This is a genomic window from Duganella sp. BJB1802 (assembly GCF_013369445.1).
Taxonomy (GTDB): domain Bacteria; phylum Pseudomonadota; class Gammaproteobacteria; order Burkholderiales; family Burkholderiaceae_D; genus Rugamonas; species Rugamonas vulcania_A.
Genome location: NZ_JABWEF010000001.1, coordinates 218,822 through 235,006 on the forward strand (window position 1 = coordinate 218,822; position 16,185 = coordinate 235,006).

14 protein-coding genes are annotated in these 16,185 nt (G+C 69.7%); 7 read left to right on the plus strand and 7 right to left on the minus strand.

Annotation, left to right across the window (positions count from 1 at the left end):
- The first annotated feature begins 18 nt into the window (after positions 1-18).
- From HUX88_RS01035 to HUX88_RS01050, 4 genes are all read left to right on the plus strand, one after another.
- Positions 19-1,185, plus strand: coding sequence for a glycosyltransferase family 4 protein (locus HUX88_RS01035; protein ID WP_373886736.1), 1,167 nt, complete (start codon positions 19-21; stop codon positions 1,183-1,185).
- A gap of 173 nt (positions 1,186-1,358) precedes the next feature.
- A complete protein-coding gene (locus HUX88_RS01040) occupies positions 1,359-2,075 on the plus strand; it encodes a response regulator transcription factor (RefSeq protein WP_176360520.1) in 717 nt (238 codons plus the stop codon).
- Positions 2,072-3,448 (plus strand): HAMP domain-containing sensor histidine kinase, encoded by a 1,377-nt coding sequence (locus HUX88_RS01045; protein ID WP_176360521.1) that lies wholly within the window; start codon positions 2,072-2,074, stop codon positions 3,446-3,448. The genes HUX88_RS01040 and HUX88_RS01045 overlap by 4 nt, the downstream gene beginning before the upstream one ends.
- A gap of 85 nt (positions 3,449-3,533) precedes the next feature.
- Positions 3,534-4,751: a pyridoxal phosphate-dependent aminotransferase family protein gene (locus tag HUX88_RS01050; protein WP_117013951.1), complete on the plus strand. Its 1,218-nt coding sequence runs from the start codon at positions 3,534-3,536 to the stop codon at positions 4,749-4,751.
- 12 nt (positions 4,752-4,763) lie between these two features.
- Here the strand turns inward: HUX88_RS01050 and HUX88_RS01055 are convergent, their stop codons facing one another.
- From HUX88_RS01055 to HUX88_RS01065, 3 genes are all read right to left on the minus strand, one after another.
- Positions 4,764-5,771, minus strand: a complete 1,008-nt coding sequence (locus tag HUX88_RS01055; protein ID WP_176360522.1) for a two-component system response regulator — start codon at positions 5,769-5,771, stop codon at positions 4,764-4,766.
- Entirely contained in the window at positions 5,768-9,289 is a 3,522-nt protein-coding gene (locus HUX88_RS01060) for an MHYT domain-containing protein (protein WP_176360523.1), read from the minus strand. Before HUX88_RS01060 ends, HUX88_RS01055 begins: the two co-directional genes overlap by 4 nt.
- 64 nt (positions 9,290-9,353) lie before the next feature.
- Positions 9,354-10,319: an alpha/beta fold hydrolase gene (locus HUX88_RS01065; protein WP_176360524.1), complete on the minus strand. Its 966-nt coding sequence runs from the start codon at positions 10,317-10,319 to the stop codon at positions 9,354-9,356.
- Between the two features lie 239 nt (positions 10,320-10,558).
- Between HUX88_RS01065 and HUX88_RS01070 the strand changes: the two genes are divergently transcribed.
- Genes HUX88_RS01070 through HUX88_RS01080 form a run of 3 tightly spaced genes read left to right on the plus strand, consistent with a single transcriptional unit; the run spans position 10,559 to position 13,769 of the window.
- A complete protein-coding gene (locus tag HUX88_RS01070; RefSeq protein ID WP_176360525.1) occupies positions 10,559-11,800 on the plus strand; it encodes an efflux RND transporter periplasmic adaptor subunit in 1,242 nt (413 codons plus the stop codon).
- Positions 11,797-12,540: an ABC transporter ATP-binding protein gene (locus HUX88_RS01075; protein WP_117013946.1), complete on the plus strand. Its 744-nt coding sequence runs from the start codon at positions 11,797-11,799 to the stop codon at positions 12,538-12,540. The genes HUX88_RS01070 and HUX88_RS01075 overlap by 4 nt, the downstream gene beginning before the upstream one ends.
- Positions 12,541-12,545: 5 nt before the next feature.
- Positions 12,546-13,769, plus strand: coding sequence for an ABC transporter permease (locus HUX88_RS01080; RefSeq protein WP_229213288.1), 1,224 nt, complete (start codon positions 12,546-12,548; stop codon positions 13,767-13,769).
- A 1-nt stretch (position 13,770) separates the two neighbouring features.
- Here the strand turns inward: HUX88_RS01080 and HUX88_RS01085 are convergent, their stop codons facing one another.
- The 4 genes from HUX88_RS01085 to HUX88_RS01100 all read right to left on the minus strand — a co-directional run bounded on the left by HUX88_RS01085 (position 13,771) and on the right by HUX88_RS01100 (position 16,054).
- Positions 13,771-14,211 carry a hypothetical protein gene (locus HUX88_RS01085; protein ID WP_117013945.1) on the minus strand — a complete coding sequence of 147 codons (441 nt, stop codon included), beginning with the start codon at positions 14,209-14,211 and terminating at the stop codon, positions 13,771-13,773.
- A 141-nt stretch (positions 14,212-14,352) separates the two neighbouring features.
- Positions 14,353-14,850 (minus strand): glycine zipper 2TM domain-containing protein, encoded by a 498-nt coding sequence (locus tag HUX88_RS01090; RefSeq protein ID WP_176360526.1) that lies wholly within the window; start codon positions 14,848-14,850, stop codon positions 14,353-14,355.
- A 97-nt stretch (positions 14,851-14,947) separates the two neighbouring features.
- On the minus strand, positions 14,948-15,265 hold the full coding sequence (locus tag HUX88_RS01095) for a hypothetical protein (RefSeq protein ID WP_117013943.1): 318 nt from the start codon (positions 15,263-15,265) through the stop codon (positions 14,948-14,950).
- Between the two features lie 78 nt (positions 15,266-15,343).
- A complete protein-coding gene (locus HUX88_RS01100) occupies positions 15,344-16,054 on the minus strand; it encodes a choice-of-anchor J family PEP-CTERM protein (RefSeq protein ID WP_176360527.1) in 711 nt (236 codons plus the stop codon).
- Positions 16,055-16,185 lie beyond the last annotated feature (131 nt).

Sequence of the window (16,185 nt, forward strand, 5' to 3'; positions counted from 1 at the left end):
AGCATCACTGAAGCTGCCATGCGCGTCCTCCATTTCTACAAGACCTACTACCCGGACACCTGGGGCGGCATCGAGCAGGTGATCCGCCAGCTGTGCGTGGGCACTGGCCGCCTCGGCGTGCGCAACGAGGTGCTCACGCTCACGCGCGACACCGGCCCGGCGCGGATCGAGTTCGAGGGCCACACCGTGCACCGCGCGCGGCTCGACTTCGAGATCGCCTCCACCGGCTTCTCGGCCGGGGCGATCCGCCAGCTGGCGCGCCTGGCGCGCGACGCCGACGTGATCCACTACCACTTCCCGTGGCCGTTCATGGACCTGGCCCACTTCCTGGCGCGCATCGACAAGCCCAGCGTGGTGACCTACCACTCGGACATCGTGCGCCAGAAGAACCTGCTGCGCGTGTACGGCCCGCTCAAGCGCGGCTTCCTGCGCAGCGTCGACACCATCGTCGCCACCTCGCCCAACTACCTGGCCTCGTCGCCGGTGCTCAAGCGCTTCGAGCACAAGACGCGCACCATCACCTACGGCCTGGACAAGACCATCTATCCGCAGCCGCCGCAGTCGCTCAAGGACCAGTGGCGCGCCCGTTGCGGCGAACGCTTCTTCCTGTTCGTCGGCGTGCTGCGCTACTACAAGGGCCTGCACATCCTGCTCGACGCCATGGCCAACCTCGACTACCCGGTGGTGATCGTCGGCGCCGGCCCGGTCGAGCAGGAGCTCAAGGAACACGCGCGCCGCCTCGGCCTGACGCACGTGATCTTCGTCGGCGCGGTCGAGGAGCTGGACAAGGTGGCGCTGCTGGAGCTGTGCTACGCGATGGTGTTCCCGTCGCACCTGCGCTCGGAGGCGTTCGGCATCTCGCTGCTGGAGGGGGCGATGTACGGCAAGCCGATGATCTCCAGCGAGATCGGCACCGGCACCACCTACATCAACATCGACAACGAGACCGGGCTGGTGGTGCCGCCGGACGACCCGGCCGCCTTCGGCGCCGCCATGCGCACGCTGTGGAGCAGCCCGAGCGCGCCGCCTAGTGGGGCCGGCCGGCCGCGGCCCGCTACTGGGAGCTGTTCACCGCCGAGACCATGGCGCGCAACTACCACGCGCTGTACACCGAGCTGGCCGCAGGCCGCGGCCGGTCCCGGGCTTGATCTGGCGCAAGGCCGCCGCCGGCGGGCGCGGCTATGATGGCGGTCGAACTCCGCGCCCCGCCGATGGTCCTCAAAGTCGGCGCCGCCAAGCCGGCGCCACCCCCTGTGCGACGCAACGACGTCGTCCGGGCGGGAGTTCACCAGCGCGCTCCGCTACGGCCGCGCGCCACGGGGTAGAATACCGCACCATCCTGAATCCCGGAGATCCGCGTGCGCTGCCTGGTTATTGAAGACGAAGCCGAAACGGCCAACTACATCTGCAAGGGCCTGCGCGAGGCCGGCTACCTGGTCAGCGCCTGCGACAACGGCCCGGACGGCCTCGACCTCGCGGTGGGCAGCGACTGGGACATCATCATCCTCGACCGCATGCTGCCCGGCCGCATCGACGGCCTGTCCATCGTCGACAAGCTGCGCGCGCTGGGCAAGCAGACCCCGGTCATCATCGTCTCCGCGCTGACCTCGATCGACGCCCGCGTCAGCGGCCTGCGCGGCGGCGCCGACGATTATTTATCCAAACCGTTCGCCTTTTCCGAGCTGCTGGCGCGCATCGAGGCGCTGCAGCGGCGCAGCGCGCCCGGCGCCGACAGCTCGACGCTGCAGGTGGCCGACCTCAAGCTGGACCTGCGCACGCTGCGCGTGACGCGCGGCGCCAAGGTCATCACGCTGCAGCCGCGCGAGTACCGGCTGCTGGAGTACCTGATGCGTAACGTCAACCAGGTGGTGACCCGCACCATGCTGCTCGAATCGGTGTGGGACTACCACTTCGACCCGCAAACCAACGTCATCGACGTCCAGATCAGCCGCCTGCGCGCCAAGGTCGACAAGGACTTCCCCGTCATGCTGATCCACACGCTGCGCGGGGTCGGCTACCGCATGGGCCCGACCCCGCCCGAGGACGCCGATCCGGCCGGGGGCGGCGCCCAGTGATCGACCTGCGCGCCTCGATCGCGGCCCGGCTGGTGCTGGGCTACGGCCTGCTGGGCACGGCCTCGATCGTGCTGGTGTCGGCGGTGTTCTACCGCGGCACCGTGGGCGTGCTGGACCAGGACATCGACGGCCGCATCATGGCGCAGTCGGACCGCCTGGTGGCGCGCGCCGGCGGCCAGCCGCACGGCGCGCTGTCGGCCGAGGTGCGGCGCCTGCTGGACGACGGCATCGACAGCGACCGCGAGATCTTCGAACTGCTGGCGGCCGACGGCACGCCGCTGGCCGGCAACCTCGGCCCCTTGCCGGCCGCGGCCGCGCGTGCCGACGACGGCCCCGAGCTGCTCAGCACCGTGGTTGCGCGCGACCGCCACCAGGCGCCGGCGCGGCTGTACCTGCGGCCGCTGGACGGCGGCGGCCTGCTGATCGTCGGGCGCGACCTGAGCGAACAGGAGGCGGTGCGCGGCGTGATCTGGCGCGCGCTGCTGGCCGGCGCCGGCGTGTCGCTGCTGCTGACGGTGGCCGGCGCGCTGCTGTTCCGGCGCCTGGTCGAGCGGCGGCTGGGCACGATCCGCCGCACCGCCGCCCACATCGAGGCGGGCGACCTCAGTTCGCGCATCCCGGTGCGCGGGCGCGACGAGTTCGCGCTGCTGGGGCGCGACATCAACCGCATGCTCGACCGCATCGAGCTGCTGATGGACGGCATCCGCCACGTCTCGAACGCCATCGCGCACGACCTGCGCACGCCGCTGGGCCGCGTGCGCAGCAAGCTCGACGACGCGCTGCGCTCCGAGGCCACGGTGCCGCGCCTGTCCGGCGCCGCGCGCGACGCCATCGAGGAGATCGACGACCTGATCCGGCTGTTCGAGCGCCTGCTGCAGATCGCCGAGGCCGAATCGGGCATGCGCAGCCGGCTGTTCGAGCGCCTCGACCTGGGCCACATCGCCCGCGACATCGGCGAGATGTACGAGGCCAGCGCCGAGGACGGCGGCGTGACCCTGACGGTGGACGCGCCCGAGCACCTGTACGTGGACGGCGACCGCAACCTGCTGGCCAGCGCGGTGGCCAGCCTGCTGGACAACGCCATCAAGTACGCCGGGCCGGGCCACGCGGTGCGGGTGCGGGCCGGCGTGTACCGCGGCGGCCTGGCGTCGATCGCGGTGCAGGACGACGGCCCCGGCATCCCCGAGGCCGAGCGCGGCAAGGTGACGCGGCGCTTCTACCGGCTCGACGACAGCCGCCACCTGCCGGGCAACGGCCTGGGGCTGGCCATCGTCAGCGCCACCGCGCTGGCCCACGGCGGCGAGCTGGTGCTGGAGGACGGCGCGCCGGGCCTGGTGGCGCGCATCCTGCTGCCGCTGGCGCCGTCCCACTAGCTATCCGATCGGTAATGCGGCCGCAAGCGTGCCGCAAGCCGGCCCGCGCTAGCATGGACGGTTACTCACGGAAGCCCTCTCCACCATGCACGACTTGCACGACATCGCCGACTGGCTCAAGCAGCACCCGGTCCATCCCGACCGCCAGCTGCCCGGCACCCTGCCGGACCCGGTGTTCGTCGCCGGCGGCGAGCCGGTGGTGTCGTTCAGCAGCAACAACTACCTGGGGCTGGCCAACCATCCGCGCGTGACGGCGGCGGCCAGGGACGGCCTGCAGCGGCACGGCGCGGGCAACTGCGAATCGCGCCTGCACGGCGGCGACCTGGCGATCTACCGCGAGCTGGAGGAGCGCCTGGCGGCGCTGCAGCGCAAGGGCGACGCGGTGCTGTTCGCCTCCGGCTACATGGCCAACCTGGGCGTGCTGTCGTCGATCGTCAAGGCCGCCACGCTGGCGCGCCTGCACGGCTACCGCGCCCGCAAGCGCCACAAGTACGCCTACTATTCGGACGAGTGCAACCACGTCAGCATCCGCGAGGGCATCCAGCTGTCGGGCGCGCTGCGCTACAACTACCGCCACGGCGACATGGACCACCTGGCCTCGCTGCTGACGGCGGGGGCGGAGGAGGGGGCGACGCCGGTCATCGTCAGCGACGGCGTGTTCGGCATGGAGGGGACGATCGCGCCGCTGCCGGCGCTGGTGGAACTGGCCGAGCGCCACGGCGCGCTACTGTACCTGGACGACGCCCACGCCACCGGCGTGCTGGGCGCGCACGGCGGCGGCACGGCCGAGCACTTCGGCTGCCACAGCCCCTGCCTGATGCAGATGGGGACGCTGGGCAAGGCGCTGGGCGCGGGCGGCGGCTTCGTCGCGGTCGAGCGCGAGATGGCGGAGGTGATCCGGCTCACCAGCGCCGCGTATGGCTACAGCCGTCCGCCGCCGCCCAGCCAGGCGGCCGCGCTGCTGGCGGCGCTCGATGTGCTGGCGCAGGAGCCGCAGCGGCGCCAGCGCCTGTGGGACAACCAGCGCTACTTCATCGAGCGGATGGCGCCGTTGGGTTACACCCTGCTGTCGACCCAGACGCCGATCCTGCCGGTGCTGGTCGGCGAGGCCGAGACCTGCCAGCGCTACGCGATCGCGCTGCGCAAGGAAGGCATCCAGGTCGAGGCGGTCCAGTTCCCGGCGGCGCCGGTGGGCCAGGCGCGGCTGCGCTTCGTGATGAACGCCGGCCACACCGGCGCGCAGATCGACCAGGTGGTGCGGGTGATGGCGCAGCTGGCCGGACGGGCGTCGCGGCTGGCCTGAGCTGTTCCCGCCTCAGGCGGCGGCCTGCTCCGCCCAGCGCTGCTTGATCTCCAGCAGCGCCGGCATCTGTTCCAGGAACAGGTCGACCAGCTGGCCGTCGAAGTGCTTGCCGCGCTGCTGCCGCAGGTGCTCGACCGCCTTCTCCAGCGGCCACTCCGGCTTGTAGGGCCGGGCCGAGGTCAGCGCGTCGAACACGTCGGCGATGGCGACGATGCGCCCGACCAGCGGAATCTGCTCGCCGGCCAGGCCGTGCGGATAGCCGCTGCCGTCCCATTTCTCGTGGTGCGTCATCGCCACCTGGTGCGCCATCGCCAGCATGCCGCGCGCGTGGCTGCCGATGATGTCGCCGCCGATGGTGGCGTGGGTCTGCATCACCCTCCACTCGTCCGGATCCAGCGGGCCGGGCTTGCGCAGGATGCTGTCGGGGATGCCGATCTTGCCGACGTCGTGCATCGGCGCCGCGTGCAGCAGGTCGTCGGCCTCGGCCTCGCTCATGCCGGCCGCGCGCGCGAGGATGCGCGAGTAGTGGCTCATGCGGATCACGTGCAGGCCGGTCTCGTTGTCCTTGTACTCGGCCGCCAGGCCCAGGCGCTGGACGATCTCCAGCCGCGAGCGCGCCAGCTCGTCCACCCGCACCAGCGACAGGTGGGTACGCACGCGCGCACGCACGATGGGCGGGCTGACCGGCTTGGTGATGTAGTCGACCGCGCCGGCCTCGAAGCCGACCACCTCGTCGCTGGCGTCGCTGAGCGCGGTGACGAAGATCACCGGGATGGCGGCGGTGGCCTCGTCGGCCTTGAGCTGGCGGCACACCTCGTAGCCGGTCATGCCGGGCATCATGACGTCGAGCAGGATCAGCTGCGGCTGCTCCTGGCGCGCCAGTTCCAGCGCGCGCGGGCCGTCCTTGGCGAACAGCAGGCGGTACTGGTCCTGCAGGATGTGGCGCAGCAGCTGCAGGTTGCCGGCCTCGTCGTCGACGGCGAGGATCAGCGGCTGGTGGGGGGCGGGTGGGGCGATCATGGGTTCTCCGAGGCCAGGCGTTCAGCCAATGCCCGCAGCGTAGCATGCGCCTGCGGGAAATCGAAATCGTTCAGTGCGGTGTGCAGCTCGTCCAGCTGCCGCGCCAGCGCGGCCGACACGCCGGCGCCGCTCAGCGCGGCCGACAGCGCGTCCAGCGCGGCGTCGTCCAGCTCGCCGCGCCGCAGCGGCGGCAGCAGCGCCTGCGCCGCCGCCTGCGCGCGCGCCGGGTCGCAGGCCGCCGGCGCAGCAGCGCCAGTTCCCGCCCCGGCCGTCCCGCCCGCATTGGCGGCATTCGCCATATCGGCCGCGCCGGCCGCACCGCCCGCGCCGCCTGCACCGCCCGCGCCGGCCACACCGCCAGTGCCTCCGGCCGACCTGCGCGTGGCGCGCGGCGGTTCGATGGCGTGGATGGCGCTGAGCGCCGCGTCCAGCTGGGCCGTCAGCGCCAGCGTAATTTGGGCGCCAGCTCGGCCGGCAGCGCGGTCGCGCCGGCCTTCGCGCTGCGGCGAGCCGCACAGTTGCTCGGCCTGCGCCAGCGGGGCCGCCAGCTGCTCCAGACCCAGGTTGGCGGCCACGCCGCGCACCTTGTGGCAGCAGGCTTGCGCGTCGGCCAGGCGGGGCGCGCTGTCGCTGGCGAACAGCCGCGCCAGCGCGGTGGCGGCGCTGCCGTAGTCGGTGGCGAAGCGGTGCAGCGCCTGGTGGTACGCGGCCTCGTCGCCGGACCAGCGCAGCAGCCCGGTCTTCTGGTTCAGCACGCGCGCCCGCGCCGGCGCCTCGGCCTCGGCCGGCGCGTGCTCCAGCGGCGGCTGCCCCAGCACGCGGGCGATCTCGTGCGACAGCGCGTGCCAGTCCACCGGCTTGGCGGCGAAGCCGTTCATGCCGGCCGTGGCCGCCGCCTCGCGGTGCGCCGCCAGCACGCTGGCCGTCATCGCGACGATCGGCATGGCCGGCGCCCCGGCCGCCTGCTCGCGGGCGCGGATCGCGCGCGTGGCCTCCAGCCCGTCCATCACCGGCATCTGCATGTCCATCAGGATCAGGTCGTAGTGCCGCTCGGCCGACAGGCGCAGCGCGGCGGCGCCGTCGCCGGCCCGCTCCAGCGTGTGGCCGCGCTTGGTCAGCAGCAGCGTCAACAGCTCCAGGTTCTGCGGCACGTCGTCGGCCGCCAGCACCCGCAGCGGCGGCAGCGGATAGGCGGTGCGCTCGGCGGCCTGGCTGCTGTCGTTGCGGGCCGGCTCGAGCGGCAGGCACAGGTGGAAGGTGCTGCCCTGGCCCGGCGTGCTCTCGGCCCACAGCTTGCCGCCCATCAGCGCCACCAGCTGGCGGCTGATGGTGGTGCCCAGGCCGGTGCCGCCGAAGCGCCGCGTCATCGAGGCGTCGGCCTGCGTGAATGGGTCGAAGATCGCCTCCAGCCGCTCGGGCGCGATGCCGATGCCGGTGTCGCGCACGGTGATGGCCAGCTGGCCGTGCTCCGCGCTGGCGCGCAGGCTGACGCTGCCGGCGGCGGTGAACTTGATGGCGTTGTCGAGCAGGTTGCCGAGGATCTGGCGCATGCGCAGCTCGTCGCCGTGCAGCCAGGCCGGCAGCGACGGGTCGTACACGATGTCGATGGCCAGCCCCTTGCTGCGGGCGTTGCTGCCGAAGGTCGAGGCCAGCTCGTCGATCAGGCCCAACAGGCTGTAGTCGTCCGGCTCCAGCTCCACCGCGCCCTTGTCCAGCTTGGCCGTGTCGAGGATTTCGTTGAGCAGGCGCAGCAGCGAGCGGCCCTCCTTGCGCACCGTGTCCAGGTGGCGCCGCTGGCTCTCGTCGAGCTCGGTGTCCAGCAGCACGTCGGTGAAGCCGAGGATGGCGTTCATCGGCGTGCGGATCTCGTGGCTCATGTTGGCCACGAAGCTGGCGCGCGCGGCGGCCGCCTGCTCGGCCGTCTCCTTGGCCTTGCGCAGCTCCTGCTCCATCTGGCGCCGCTCGTCGATGTCGAGGATGACGCCGTCGATCCAGCGCAGTTCGGGATCGCTCTCGTCCTGGGTGACGGCGCCGTGCTCCCACATCCAGCTGCTGCGGCCGTCGGCGTGGCGCAGCCGGTATTCGACCTGGTAGGCGCTCAGCTCGGCGACCGCGCGGTTGATCTCGGCCTCGACGCCGGCGCGGTCCTCCGGCACGATCAGGCTGCTCAGCGTGCGGCTGCGGCCCTCGCCGACGAAGTCGCTGGCCGGATAGCCGGCCAGGCGCTCGATGCCGTCGCTGACGAACACCGGCGGCGCGTCGAAGCGCATGCTGCTGCGGAAGGAGATGCCGGGGATGTTGCCGATCAGCGAACGGAACTGCTGCTCGCTGTCGCGCAGCGCCTGCATGATGGCGCGCCGTTCGCTGATGTCGGTGACGAACAGCACGAACAGGTCGCGCTCGGCCAGCCGCGCGTGGCCCAGCGCGCGCCGGATCGGCACCGTGGAGCCGTCCTTGCGCACGGCGATCACCTCGCTGCCCTTGCCGGGGATGGCGGCGTTCTCGGTGCGCAGGTAGGCCAGCAGGCCGTCCCGCTCGGAGCGCTGGGTGTCGTCCATCAGCAGGCGGATGTTGCGGCCGACGATCTCGTCGCGGCGCCAACCGAAGATGCGCTCGGCCGAGGCGTTGAATTCGAGGATCACGCCCTGGCGGTCGACCGTGACCACGCCGTCCACGGTGGTGGTGAGCAGGGCGCGCATCCAGGCCTCGCTCTCGCTCTTCTGGCGGAACAGCTCGCGGTAGCGCAGCAGGCCGTTGGCCGACATGATGAAGATGGTGATGGCGACCGTGATCAGGGTGATGGCCAGCGCCACGAAGGTGCTGTTCTGCTCGGCCGCGGCGCCGGGATCGGGCCGTCCCGCGAAGCGCGCGGCCGCCATGCCGGTGTAGTGCATGCCGGCGATGGCGCAGCCCATGACGGTGGCGCTGGCCAGGCCCACCAGGCCGGGCGGCAGCGGCCGGCGCAGGCTGCGCAGGCCGAAGCGGATCCAGATCGCCAGCGTGGCCAGCACCACGGCCACCACGATGGACAGGCCGAACATCAAAGGATCGTAGTACAGGTCGAAGCCCATGCGCAGCGCGGCCATGCCGGCGTAGTGCATGGCGCCGATGCCGGCGCCCACCAGCACGCCGCCGGTCAGCAGCGAGCCGAGGCCGAGCCGGCGCCGGCTGATGATGGACAGCGCGATGGCCGACGCGCCCAGGCTGGGCAGGATGGACAGCAGGGTGACGACGTGGTCGTAGTCGACCGTGGTGCACAGGTTGAAGGCCAGCATGCCGATGAAGTGCATGGCCCATACGCCGCAGCCCAGCGCCAGGCTGCCGGTGGCCAGCATGATGGCGCGCAGGCCGGGCGTGCGGCTGGACTGGGCCTGGGCCGCCACCTGCAGCGCCATCCAGGAGGAAAAGATCGCCACCAGGATGGACAGCAGCACCAGCGACGGGGTGTAGCTGCCGTACTGGATCAGGGTGGGGTCGGTGGGCGGTGCGAACAGCCGCAGGAGTGTGTCGATATTCATAAGGTTTCCGCCGCTGCGAACTGTGCTCAGCGGAAACCTTATCACATAATGCCGCGCCGCTGGATCAGGACTTGGCGAAGGCCAGGAAATCGGCGTTGAACTTGTCCTTGTGGGTGTCGGTCAGGCCGTGCGGCGCGCCGGGGTAGGTGATCAGCTTGGCGTGCTTGACGATGGCGGCCGAGGCGCGGCCGGCGGCGTTGATCGGCACGATCTGGTCGTCCTCGCCGTGGATGATCAGGGTCGGCTTGTCGAACTTTTTCAGGTCGTCGCGGAAGTCGGTTTCCGAGAACGCCTTGATCGAATCGTAGGTGTTCTTGTGGCCGGCCTGCATGCCCTGCGCGTACCAGGCGTCGATGATGCCCTGCGACGGCTTGGCGCCCGGACGGTTGTAGTTGTAGAACGGGCCGGAGGCCAGGTCCAGGTACAGCTGCGCGCGGTTGGCGACCGAGGCGGCGCGGATGCCGTCGAACACTTCCATCGGCAGGCCGCCGGGATTGGTGTCGGTCTTGAGCATCAGCGGCGGCACGGCCGAGATCAGGCCCAGCTTGGCGATGCGCTTGGTGCCGTGGCGGCCCACATACCGCGCCACCTCGCCGCCGCCGGTCGAGAAGCCGGCCAGGATGATGTTCTTCAGGTCCAGCGCTTCGATCAGCTGGGACAGGTCGTCGGCGTAGTGGTCCATGTCGTTGCCGTCCCACGGCTGGCTCGAGCGGCCGTGGCCGCGGCGGTCGTGGGTGATCACGCGGAAGCCGTTGTTGGCCAGGTGGAAGGCGGCCGATTCCCAGCTGTCGGCGTTCAGCGGCCAGCCATGGCTCAGGATCACCGGCTGGCCGCCGCGCGGACCCCAGTCCTTGTAGTAGATCTCGACGCCGTCGCGGGTGGTGATGGTGCTGACCGATTTCTGCACCTTGCCGGTGGCGGCCTGGCTGTCGCCGCTGGCGGCGGCCAGCGGCAGGGCGACCGCGGCGGCGGCGAGCGCGGCGCCGGTCATGGCGGAACGGCGGGAGGTATCGAGGGTTTTGCTGGACATGATGTGCTTCCTTTTTGAGTGGTGATGCGCTTCATGGTAGGCAGGTCCGGCCGGCTTGGAAACGCCCATACGTGCAGGATGGGACTGCAACTTTGCACATACCCCGATCTGGTTGGCGTGACCCCGGCCTTTGGGGAGAGGGATCAAACCTTGCCTAGTTGCATTCCTTGCAAAACTCCATATACTTGGCGGGCTGATCCGCATACCGACGGATCTCACCTATGGGATGTGTAGAGACGATGGCTTTCCTGACCAAGAAGAAGATAGCGCTGGCCGTGGGCCTGCTGGTGATCGGCGGCGCCAGCGCCGCCTGGTATTCGAAGAGCAAGGCCCCGGTGGTCGAGCCGCCGCGCTTCCGCGTGGCCGCCGCCGACACCGGCAACATCACGCAGACGGTGACCGCCACCGGCACCATCAACCCGGTGGCGCTGATCAACATCGGCTCGCAGGTGTCGGGCACGGTGAGCGAGCTGAAGGCGGACTTCAACGACCGCGTACAGAAGGGCCAGGTGCTGCTCAAGCTCGACCCGACCATCTTCAACGCCCAGATCCGCCAGGTGGAGGCGCAGCTGGCGTCGGCGCGGGCCAGCCTGCGGCTGGCGCAGGCCACCCACCAGCGCAACCAGACGCTGGTGACGCAGAGCTTCATCTCGCCGCTGGCGCTGGACCAGTCCAAGCGCGAGGTCGACGTGGCGCAGGCCAACATCCAGCTGGCGCAGGCGCAGCTGGCGCGCGCCCAGGCCGACCTGGACAACAGCGTGATCCGCTCGCCGATCGACGGCGTGGTCATCAAGCGCACCGTGGACCTGGGCCAGACCGTGGCGGCCTCGTTCACCACGCCGACGCTGTTCCAGATCGCCCGCGACCTGACCAAGATGCAGATCGACACCAGCGTCTCCGAGGCCGACGTCGGCGCGCTGAAGGAGGGGCAGGCGGCCCGCTTCGTGGTGGACGCCTATCCCGACAAGGAATTCGACGCGCGCATGCGCCAGTTCCGGCTGGCGGCCAACGTGGTGCAGAACGTGGTCACCTACAACGTGGTGCTGGACGTGGACAACAAGGAAGAGCTGCTCAAGCCGGGCATGACGGCGCAGGTGCGCCTGTTGGTGGGCAACCGCCAGCAGGTGCTGCGCATCCCGACCGCCGCGCTGCGCTTCCGCCTGAGCGACGAGGAAGTCGAGAAGCAGGCCAAGAGGGACAAGGCGCTGGCCGCCAAGGCCGGCAGCGCCGGTGCCTCGGCCAGCGCGTCCGCCAGCGCCGTGGCCGAGGCGCCGCAGGAGGACGACGCCGCCTTCCGCAGCAAGAGCGAGCTGGCGCGCTCGTTCAAGATCTACACCATGGACGACAAGAACAACCCGGTGGCCAGGGACATCAAGATCGGCCTGTCCAACTTCCGCTACACCGAGGTGGTGGGCGGCGAGCTGAAAAAAGGCGACAAGGTGATCACGCGCGCCATCAACGAGAAGCAGGGTGAGCTGTGACGGCGCCGCAACCGCTGATCGATATCCGCCAGGTCACCAAGAGCTACTTCTCCGGCAACGTCGAAACCCAGGTGCTGTTCGGCATCGACCTGGCCGTGCCGCGCGGCGACTTCCTGGCGGTGATGGGGCAGTCCGGCTCGGGCAAGTCGACCCTGATGAATATCTTCGGCTGCCTGGACCAGGCCACCGGCGGCAGCTACCACCTCAACGGCGTCGACACGCTGACCTTGTCGCGCGCCGAGCTGGCGACCATCCGCAACCGCACCATCGGTTTCGTGTTCCAGAGCTTTAACCTGATCAAGCGCATGAGCGTGGCCGAGAACGTGGCGCTGCCGCTGATCTACGCCGGCGTGTCGCGCTCGAAGGCGCACGCCAAGGCGCTGGTGGAGCTGGAGCGGGTCGGCCTGAAGGACTACGCCAAGCGCACGCCGAACCAGCTGTCCGGCGGCCAGCAGCAGCGGGTGGCGATCGCCCGCGCGCTGGTGGGCGACCCGCCGCTGATCCTGGCCGACGAGCCGACCGGCAACCTCGACACGCAGACCAGCATCGAGATCATGCGCTCCTTCCAGCAGCTCAACGAGGAGCGCGGCATCACCATCCTGCTGGTCACGCACGAGCCGGACATCGCGGCCTACAGCAAGCGGCTGATGCGGCTCAAGGACGGCCATGTGCTGTACGACGGACCGGCCGCCGAGGGCCTGCGCCTGCTGGCGCAGAGCCACGAAACCATAACCGTATAAACGATATGAATCCTTTACAGATAGTGGTCGAGGCGTTCCGCTCGATGATGGCGAACCGCCTGCGCACGCTGTTGACCATGCTGGGCATCATCATCGGCATCACCTCGGTGGTGCTGCTGCTGGCGGTGGGCGACAGCATGAAGCGCTTCATCGCCAAGGAGCTGGAGCAGCTGGGCACCAACATGCTGTTCGTCTCGCCCGGCGGCGACCGCGCGCAGCAGCAGCGCATGCGCACCGGCGCGGCCCCGGCCCTGACCATGGCCGACGCCGCCGCGCTGAACGCGCTGCCGTCGCTGGCCGGCGCGGCCGGTGTGCTGCAGGGCGGCTTCAACCTGGCGGTCGGCAACGAGAACGCCTCGAAGACGGTGCACGGCGTGACGCCGGCCATGTTCAAGATCCGCGGCTGGAAGATCGACAAGGGCAGCGCCTTCAGCGACGCCGACGTGCGCGCCGCCTCGCGCATGGTGGTGATCGGCAAGAAGATCGCCGACCAGTTCTTCTACAAGGTCGACCCGCTGGGCAAGTACATCCGCATCGAGAACGTCTCGTTCCAGGTGGTGGGCGTGCTGTACGGCGAGGGCAAGCAGGTCGACGGCGGCGACCTGGCCGACTACGTGCTGGTGCCGATCACGGCGTCGGCGGCCAACCTGGTGCGGCTGCCGTTCCCCGGCAACGTGCATTACGTGGTGGCGCAGGGCAAGTCCGGCGGCAACCTGCAGGACGCCATCCAGGACATCAACGAAACGCTGCGCGACCGCCACCACATCAAGTTCGAACAGCCGGACGATTTCCGCATCGACAACCTGGCCTCGTTCGCCGAGACCGCGCAGAAGATCAGCGCCGGCCTGGCCGCGCTGCTGGGCTTGATCGGCGCGATTTCGCTGGTGGTGGGCGGCATCGGCATCATGAACATCATGCTGGTGTCGGTGACCGAGCGCACGCGCGAGATCGGCATCCGCATGGCGATCGGCGCCAAGCCGCGCGACGTGCTGCTGCAGTTCCTGACCGAGGCGGTGGTGATCTGCCTGGTGGGCGGCGTGTTCGGCATCCTGCTGGCGACCGGCGCGGCGGCGGCCATCACCTCCACCGGCAAGTTCGACGTGTTCATCACGCTGCAGGCGGTGGTGGTGGCGTGCGGCTTCTCCAGCCTGGTGGGGGTGTTCTTCGGCTTCTACCCGGCGCGGCGGGCGTCCAAGCTGCTGCCGGTCGACTGCCTGCGCTACGAATAGTTCAGTAGTCGAACTTGCCGCTGCGGGCGGAGGTCTTGAAGAAGGAGGGTGCGGTCTCGCGCTCCAGGCGTTCCTGCTCGCGGCGCTCCTTCGCCTCCAGTTTTTTCTGGGCGATGCGCTCGTTGTGCTCGTCGATGCGGCGCTGCATGTCGCGGCCCTGCTTGCTGTTGCGCAGCAGGCTGAACTTTTGCAGCATGGCGGCCGACCAGATCAGGAACACCACCACCAGCGCCAGCAGATAGCCGGCCTGCCACAGGCCGTAGTTCTGGCTGATGATGGGGAACAGCGGACTGGCGTCCTCCAGCCAGCCCTGGCCCAGCACGCCGCACACGGCCGCGAGCAGGCCCAGCGTCAGCGTCTTTACGATCAGCCACCGGCTGGCCTTGACGCGCTGGTTCCAGAATTGCTGCAGGTCTTCTTGGTGGTCGGTAGGAGTGGTCATGACGTTCGGAATGCGTGGCGGTAGTGCAGCAAGCATTATGTCATATTTTCCACCGGGAAACTAACCTCCGGCCTTGATCCGGCGCAAACGACGCGGCCCGGTCCCCTGTGCGGGGCCGGGCCGTGGTTTGCCGTGATGGGCTTAGTTCTTCTTGGCGATCTCGTTGCCGACATAGGCGCCGCCGACCGCGCCGGCGATGGTGGCCGCCGTCTTGCCCTTGCCGCCGCCGACCTGGTTGCCGATCAAGCCGCCAACCACCGCGCCGATGCCCATGCCGAGCGGGCTGTTCTGCGCCGCCGGTGCCGGGGCGGGGGCCTGCGGCTGAGGCTGAGGCTGAGCGGCAGGCGCCTGGGCGACATAGTCGTCATTGTTCACATGGCGCACTTGCGGGGTCACATGGTGCACGGTGCGGTGCTCGGCCACGACGGGACGGCTTTCCGGCATCGGCTGGTTGGCCGCCTGCTGGCCGGCCTGGGGCGCGGCGTTGGCGACCACTGGCGTGGTGTCCTGCGTGGCGTGCGAGCTGGGCAGCAGGCCGGCGATCGACGCGGCGCCGACCAGGCTTACCAGCGTCAGCGATACGGCCGCTACGGCCATCAGAGGGTGGATACGGCTACGGGTGGTTGGGGTGGTCGTCATTTTATTCTCCTGTATTGCGCCACGGTGGCGCTTGCTCATATAACGAGCCGGAGGACAAAGGCGGTGACGCAGAAAGTGTTTCCAGAGTAAGCAGATGTTACGGCGCGCTACGGGCCGCGTGGCGCCGTTCCAGCCATTCGTGGCCGCCGCTGGCCAGCGCCTTGGCGATGACGGCCGGCGGCAGGCTGTAGACGGTGGCCCAGCTGGCGCGGCCGTCGCCGGTGTTGGACGGGAAGCTGCTGATCTCCACCGGCCAGTTGTATTTGCGCTTGAGCGTCTTGACGATGGCGGCCAGCGAGGTGCGCCCTTGCAGCGGCGGCGCGCCGGTCTGGTCGGCGTCGGACAGCAGCACGGCGAGCACGGCGCCGCGCGCGGTCAGCGGGCCGGGGAATTTGGGGAGTTTGGCGGGAGGCATGCCGCCATTCTAGCGGAACGGGCCGGCGGGGCGGAGGCCGCTGCGGCCCAGCCCGCCGGCATGCGCGGCGCTTGCCGCTTAAGCCGCCTTGGCCTTGCGCTTGCGCGCCAGGCCGATCAGGCCCAGGCCGGCGCCCAGCATCAGGTAGGTTTCCGGCTCCGGCACGGCGGAGATCGACAGGGTGTCGATGCCGATGTAGTTGGAGCGGGTGCCGGACGGGCCGCCATCGTCGACCGCGTAGCGGAAGGCGAACGCGCCGCTGGTGGCGCCGGACAAGCCGTTGAGGGTCACGCTGTATTTGGTCCAGGCTTCCGGATAGCCGGCCTTGTCCTGGTTGGGATTGACCGACAGCAGCAGCGTGCTGAACGAGCCGACGCTGTCGGCCGAGTGGCCGACGTCGGCGCCGCCGCCATTGCTGAAGCGTACTTCCAGGCGATCAGGGAAGATGGATTTGTCGGCGGTGCGGGTGAAGAAGGACAGGGTATCGCCGTTGTGATAGGTCGAGGTGGGCAGGATCAGCCAGCTGCTGATGGCGGCCACGTCGGCCCCGCTGTTGTAGTCGGCGCCGATATAGGAGCCTGGCGCGCCCTGGTGCGCGCTGAACGCGGCTGCGCTGCCCTGGAACCAGCCGATCGAGCCTTGCGGGGCGCTGTTGTTGACCACGGTCCAGCCGGTCGGCACGCCGCCGTCGAAGTTCTCGTTGAGCGCGTCTGCCGACGCGGCGCCGGCGCTCAAGGCCATGGCCAGCAGCAGGGTGGACATCACAGCAGGTTTAAACGATACAGCCATTTTCTACACCTCCATCAATCTATCGAAAGAATACCGGCGGGCGCCGCCGCACCGGGCCGTGCAACCTTGTAAAGATGAGATTGCAGGAAATTACGATAGCATGCGTGCAACGGAAATATGGACGTTGTATT

Coding starts and splice junctions, on each gene's coding strand:
- HUX88_RS01035 (WP_373886736.1), top strand. CDS start 19: ATGCGCGTCCTCCATTTCTACAAGACCTACTACCCGGACACCTGGGGC.
- HUX88_RS01050 (WP_117013951.1), top strand. CDS start 3,534: ATGCACGACTTGCACGACATCGCCGACTGGCTCAAGCAGCACCCGGTC.
- HUX88_RS01055 (WP_176360522.1), bottom strand. CDS start 5,771: ATGATCGCCCCACCCGCCCCCCACCAGCCGCTGATCCTCGCCGTCGAC.
- HUX88_RS01060 (WP_176360523.1), bottom strand. CDS start 9,289: ATGAATATCGACACACTCCTGCGGCTGTTCGCACCGCCCACCGACCCC.
- HUX88_RS01065 (WP_176360524.1), bottom strand. CDS start 10,319: ATGTCCAGCAAAACCCTCGATACCTCCCGCCGTTCCGCCATGACCGGC.
- HUX88_RS01070 (WP_176360525.1), top strand. CDS start 10,559: ATGGCTTTCCTGACCAAGAAGAAGATAGCGCTGGCCGTGGGCCTGCTG.
- HUX88_RS01080 (WP_229213288.1), top strand. CDS start 12,546: ATGAATCCTTTACAGATAGTGGTCGAGGCGTTCCGCTCGATGATGGCG.
- HUX88_RS01085 (WP_117013945.1), bottom strand. CDS start 14,211: ATGACCACTCCTACCGACCACCAAGAAGACCTGCAGCAATTCTGGAAC.
- HUX88_RS01090 (WP_176360526.1), bottom strand. CDS start 14,850: ATGACGACCACCCCAACCACCCGTAGCCGTATCCACCCTCTGATGGCC.
- HUX88_RS01095 (WP_117013943.1), bottom strand. CDS start 15,265: ATGCCTCCCGCCAAACTCCCCAAATTCCCCGGCCCGCTGACCGCGCGC.
- HUX88_RS01100 (WP_176360527.1), bottom strand. CDS start 16,054: ATGGCTGTATCGTTTAAACCTGCTGTGATGTCCACCCTGCTGCTGGCC.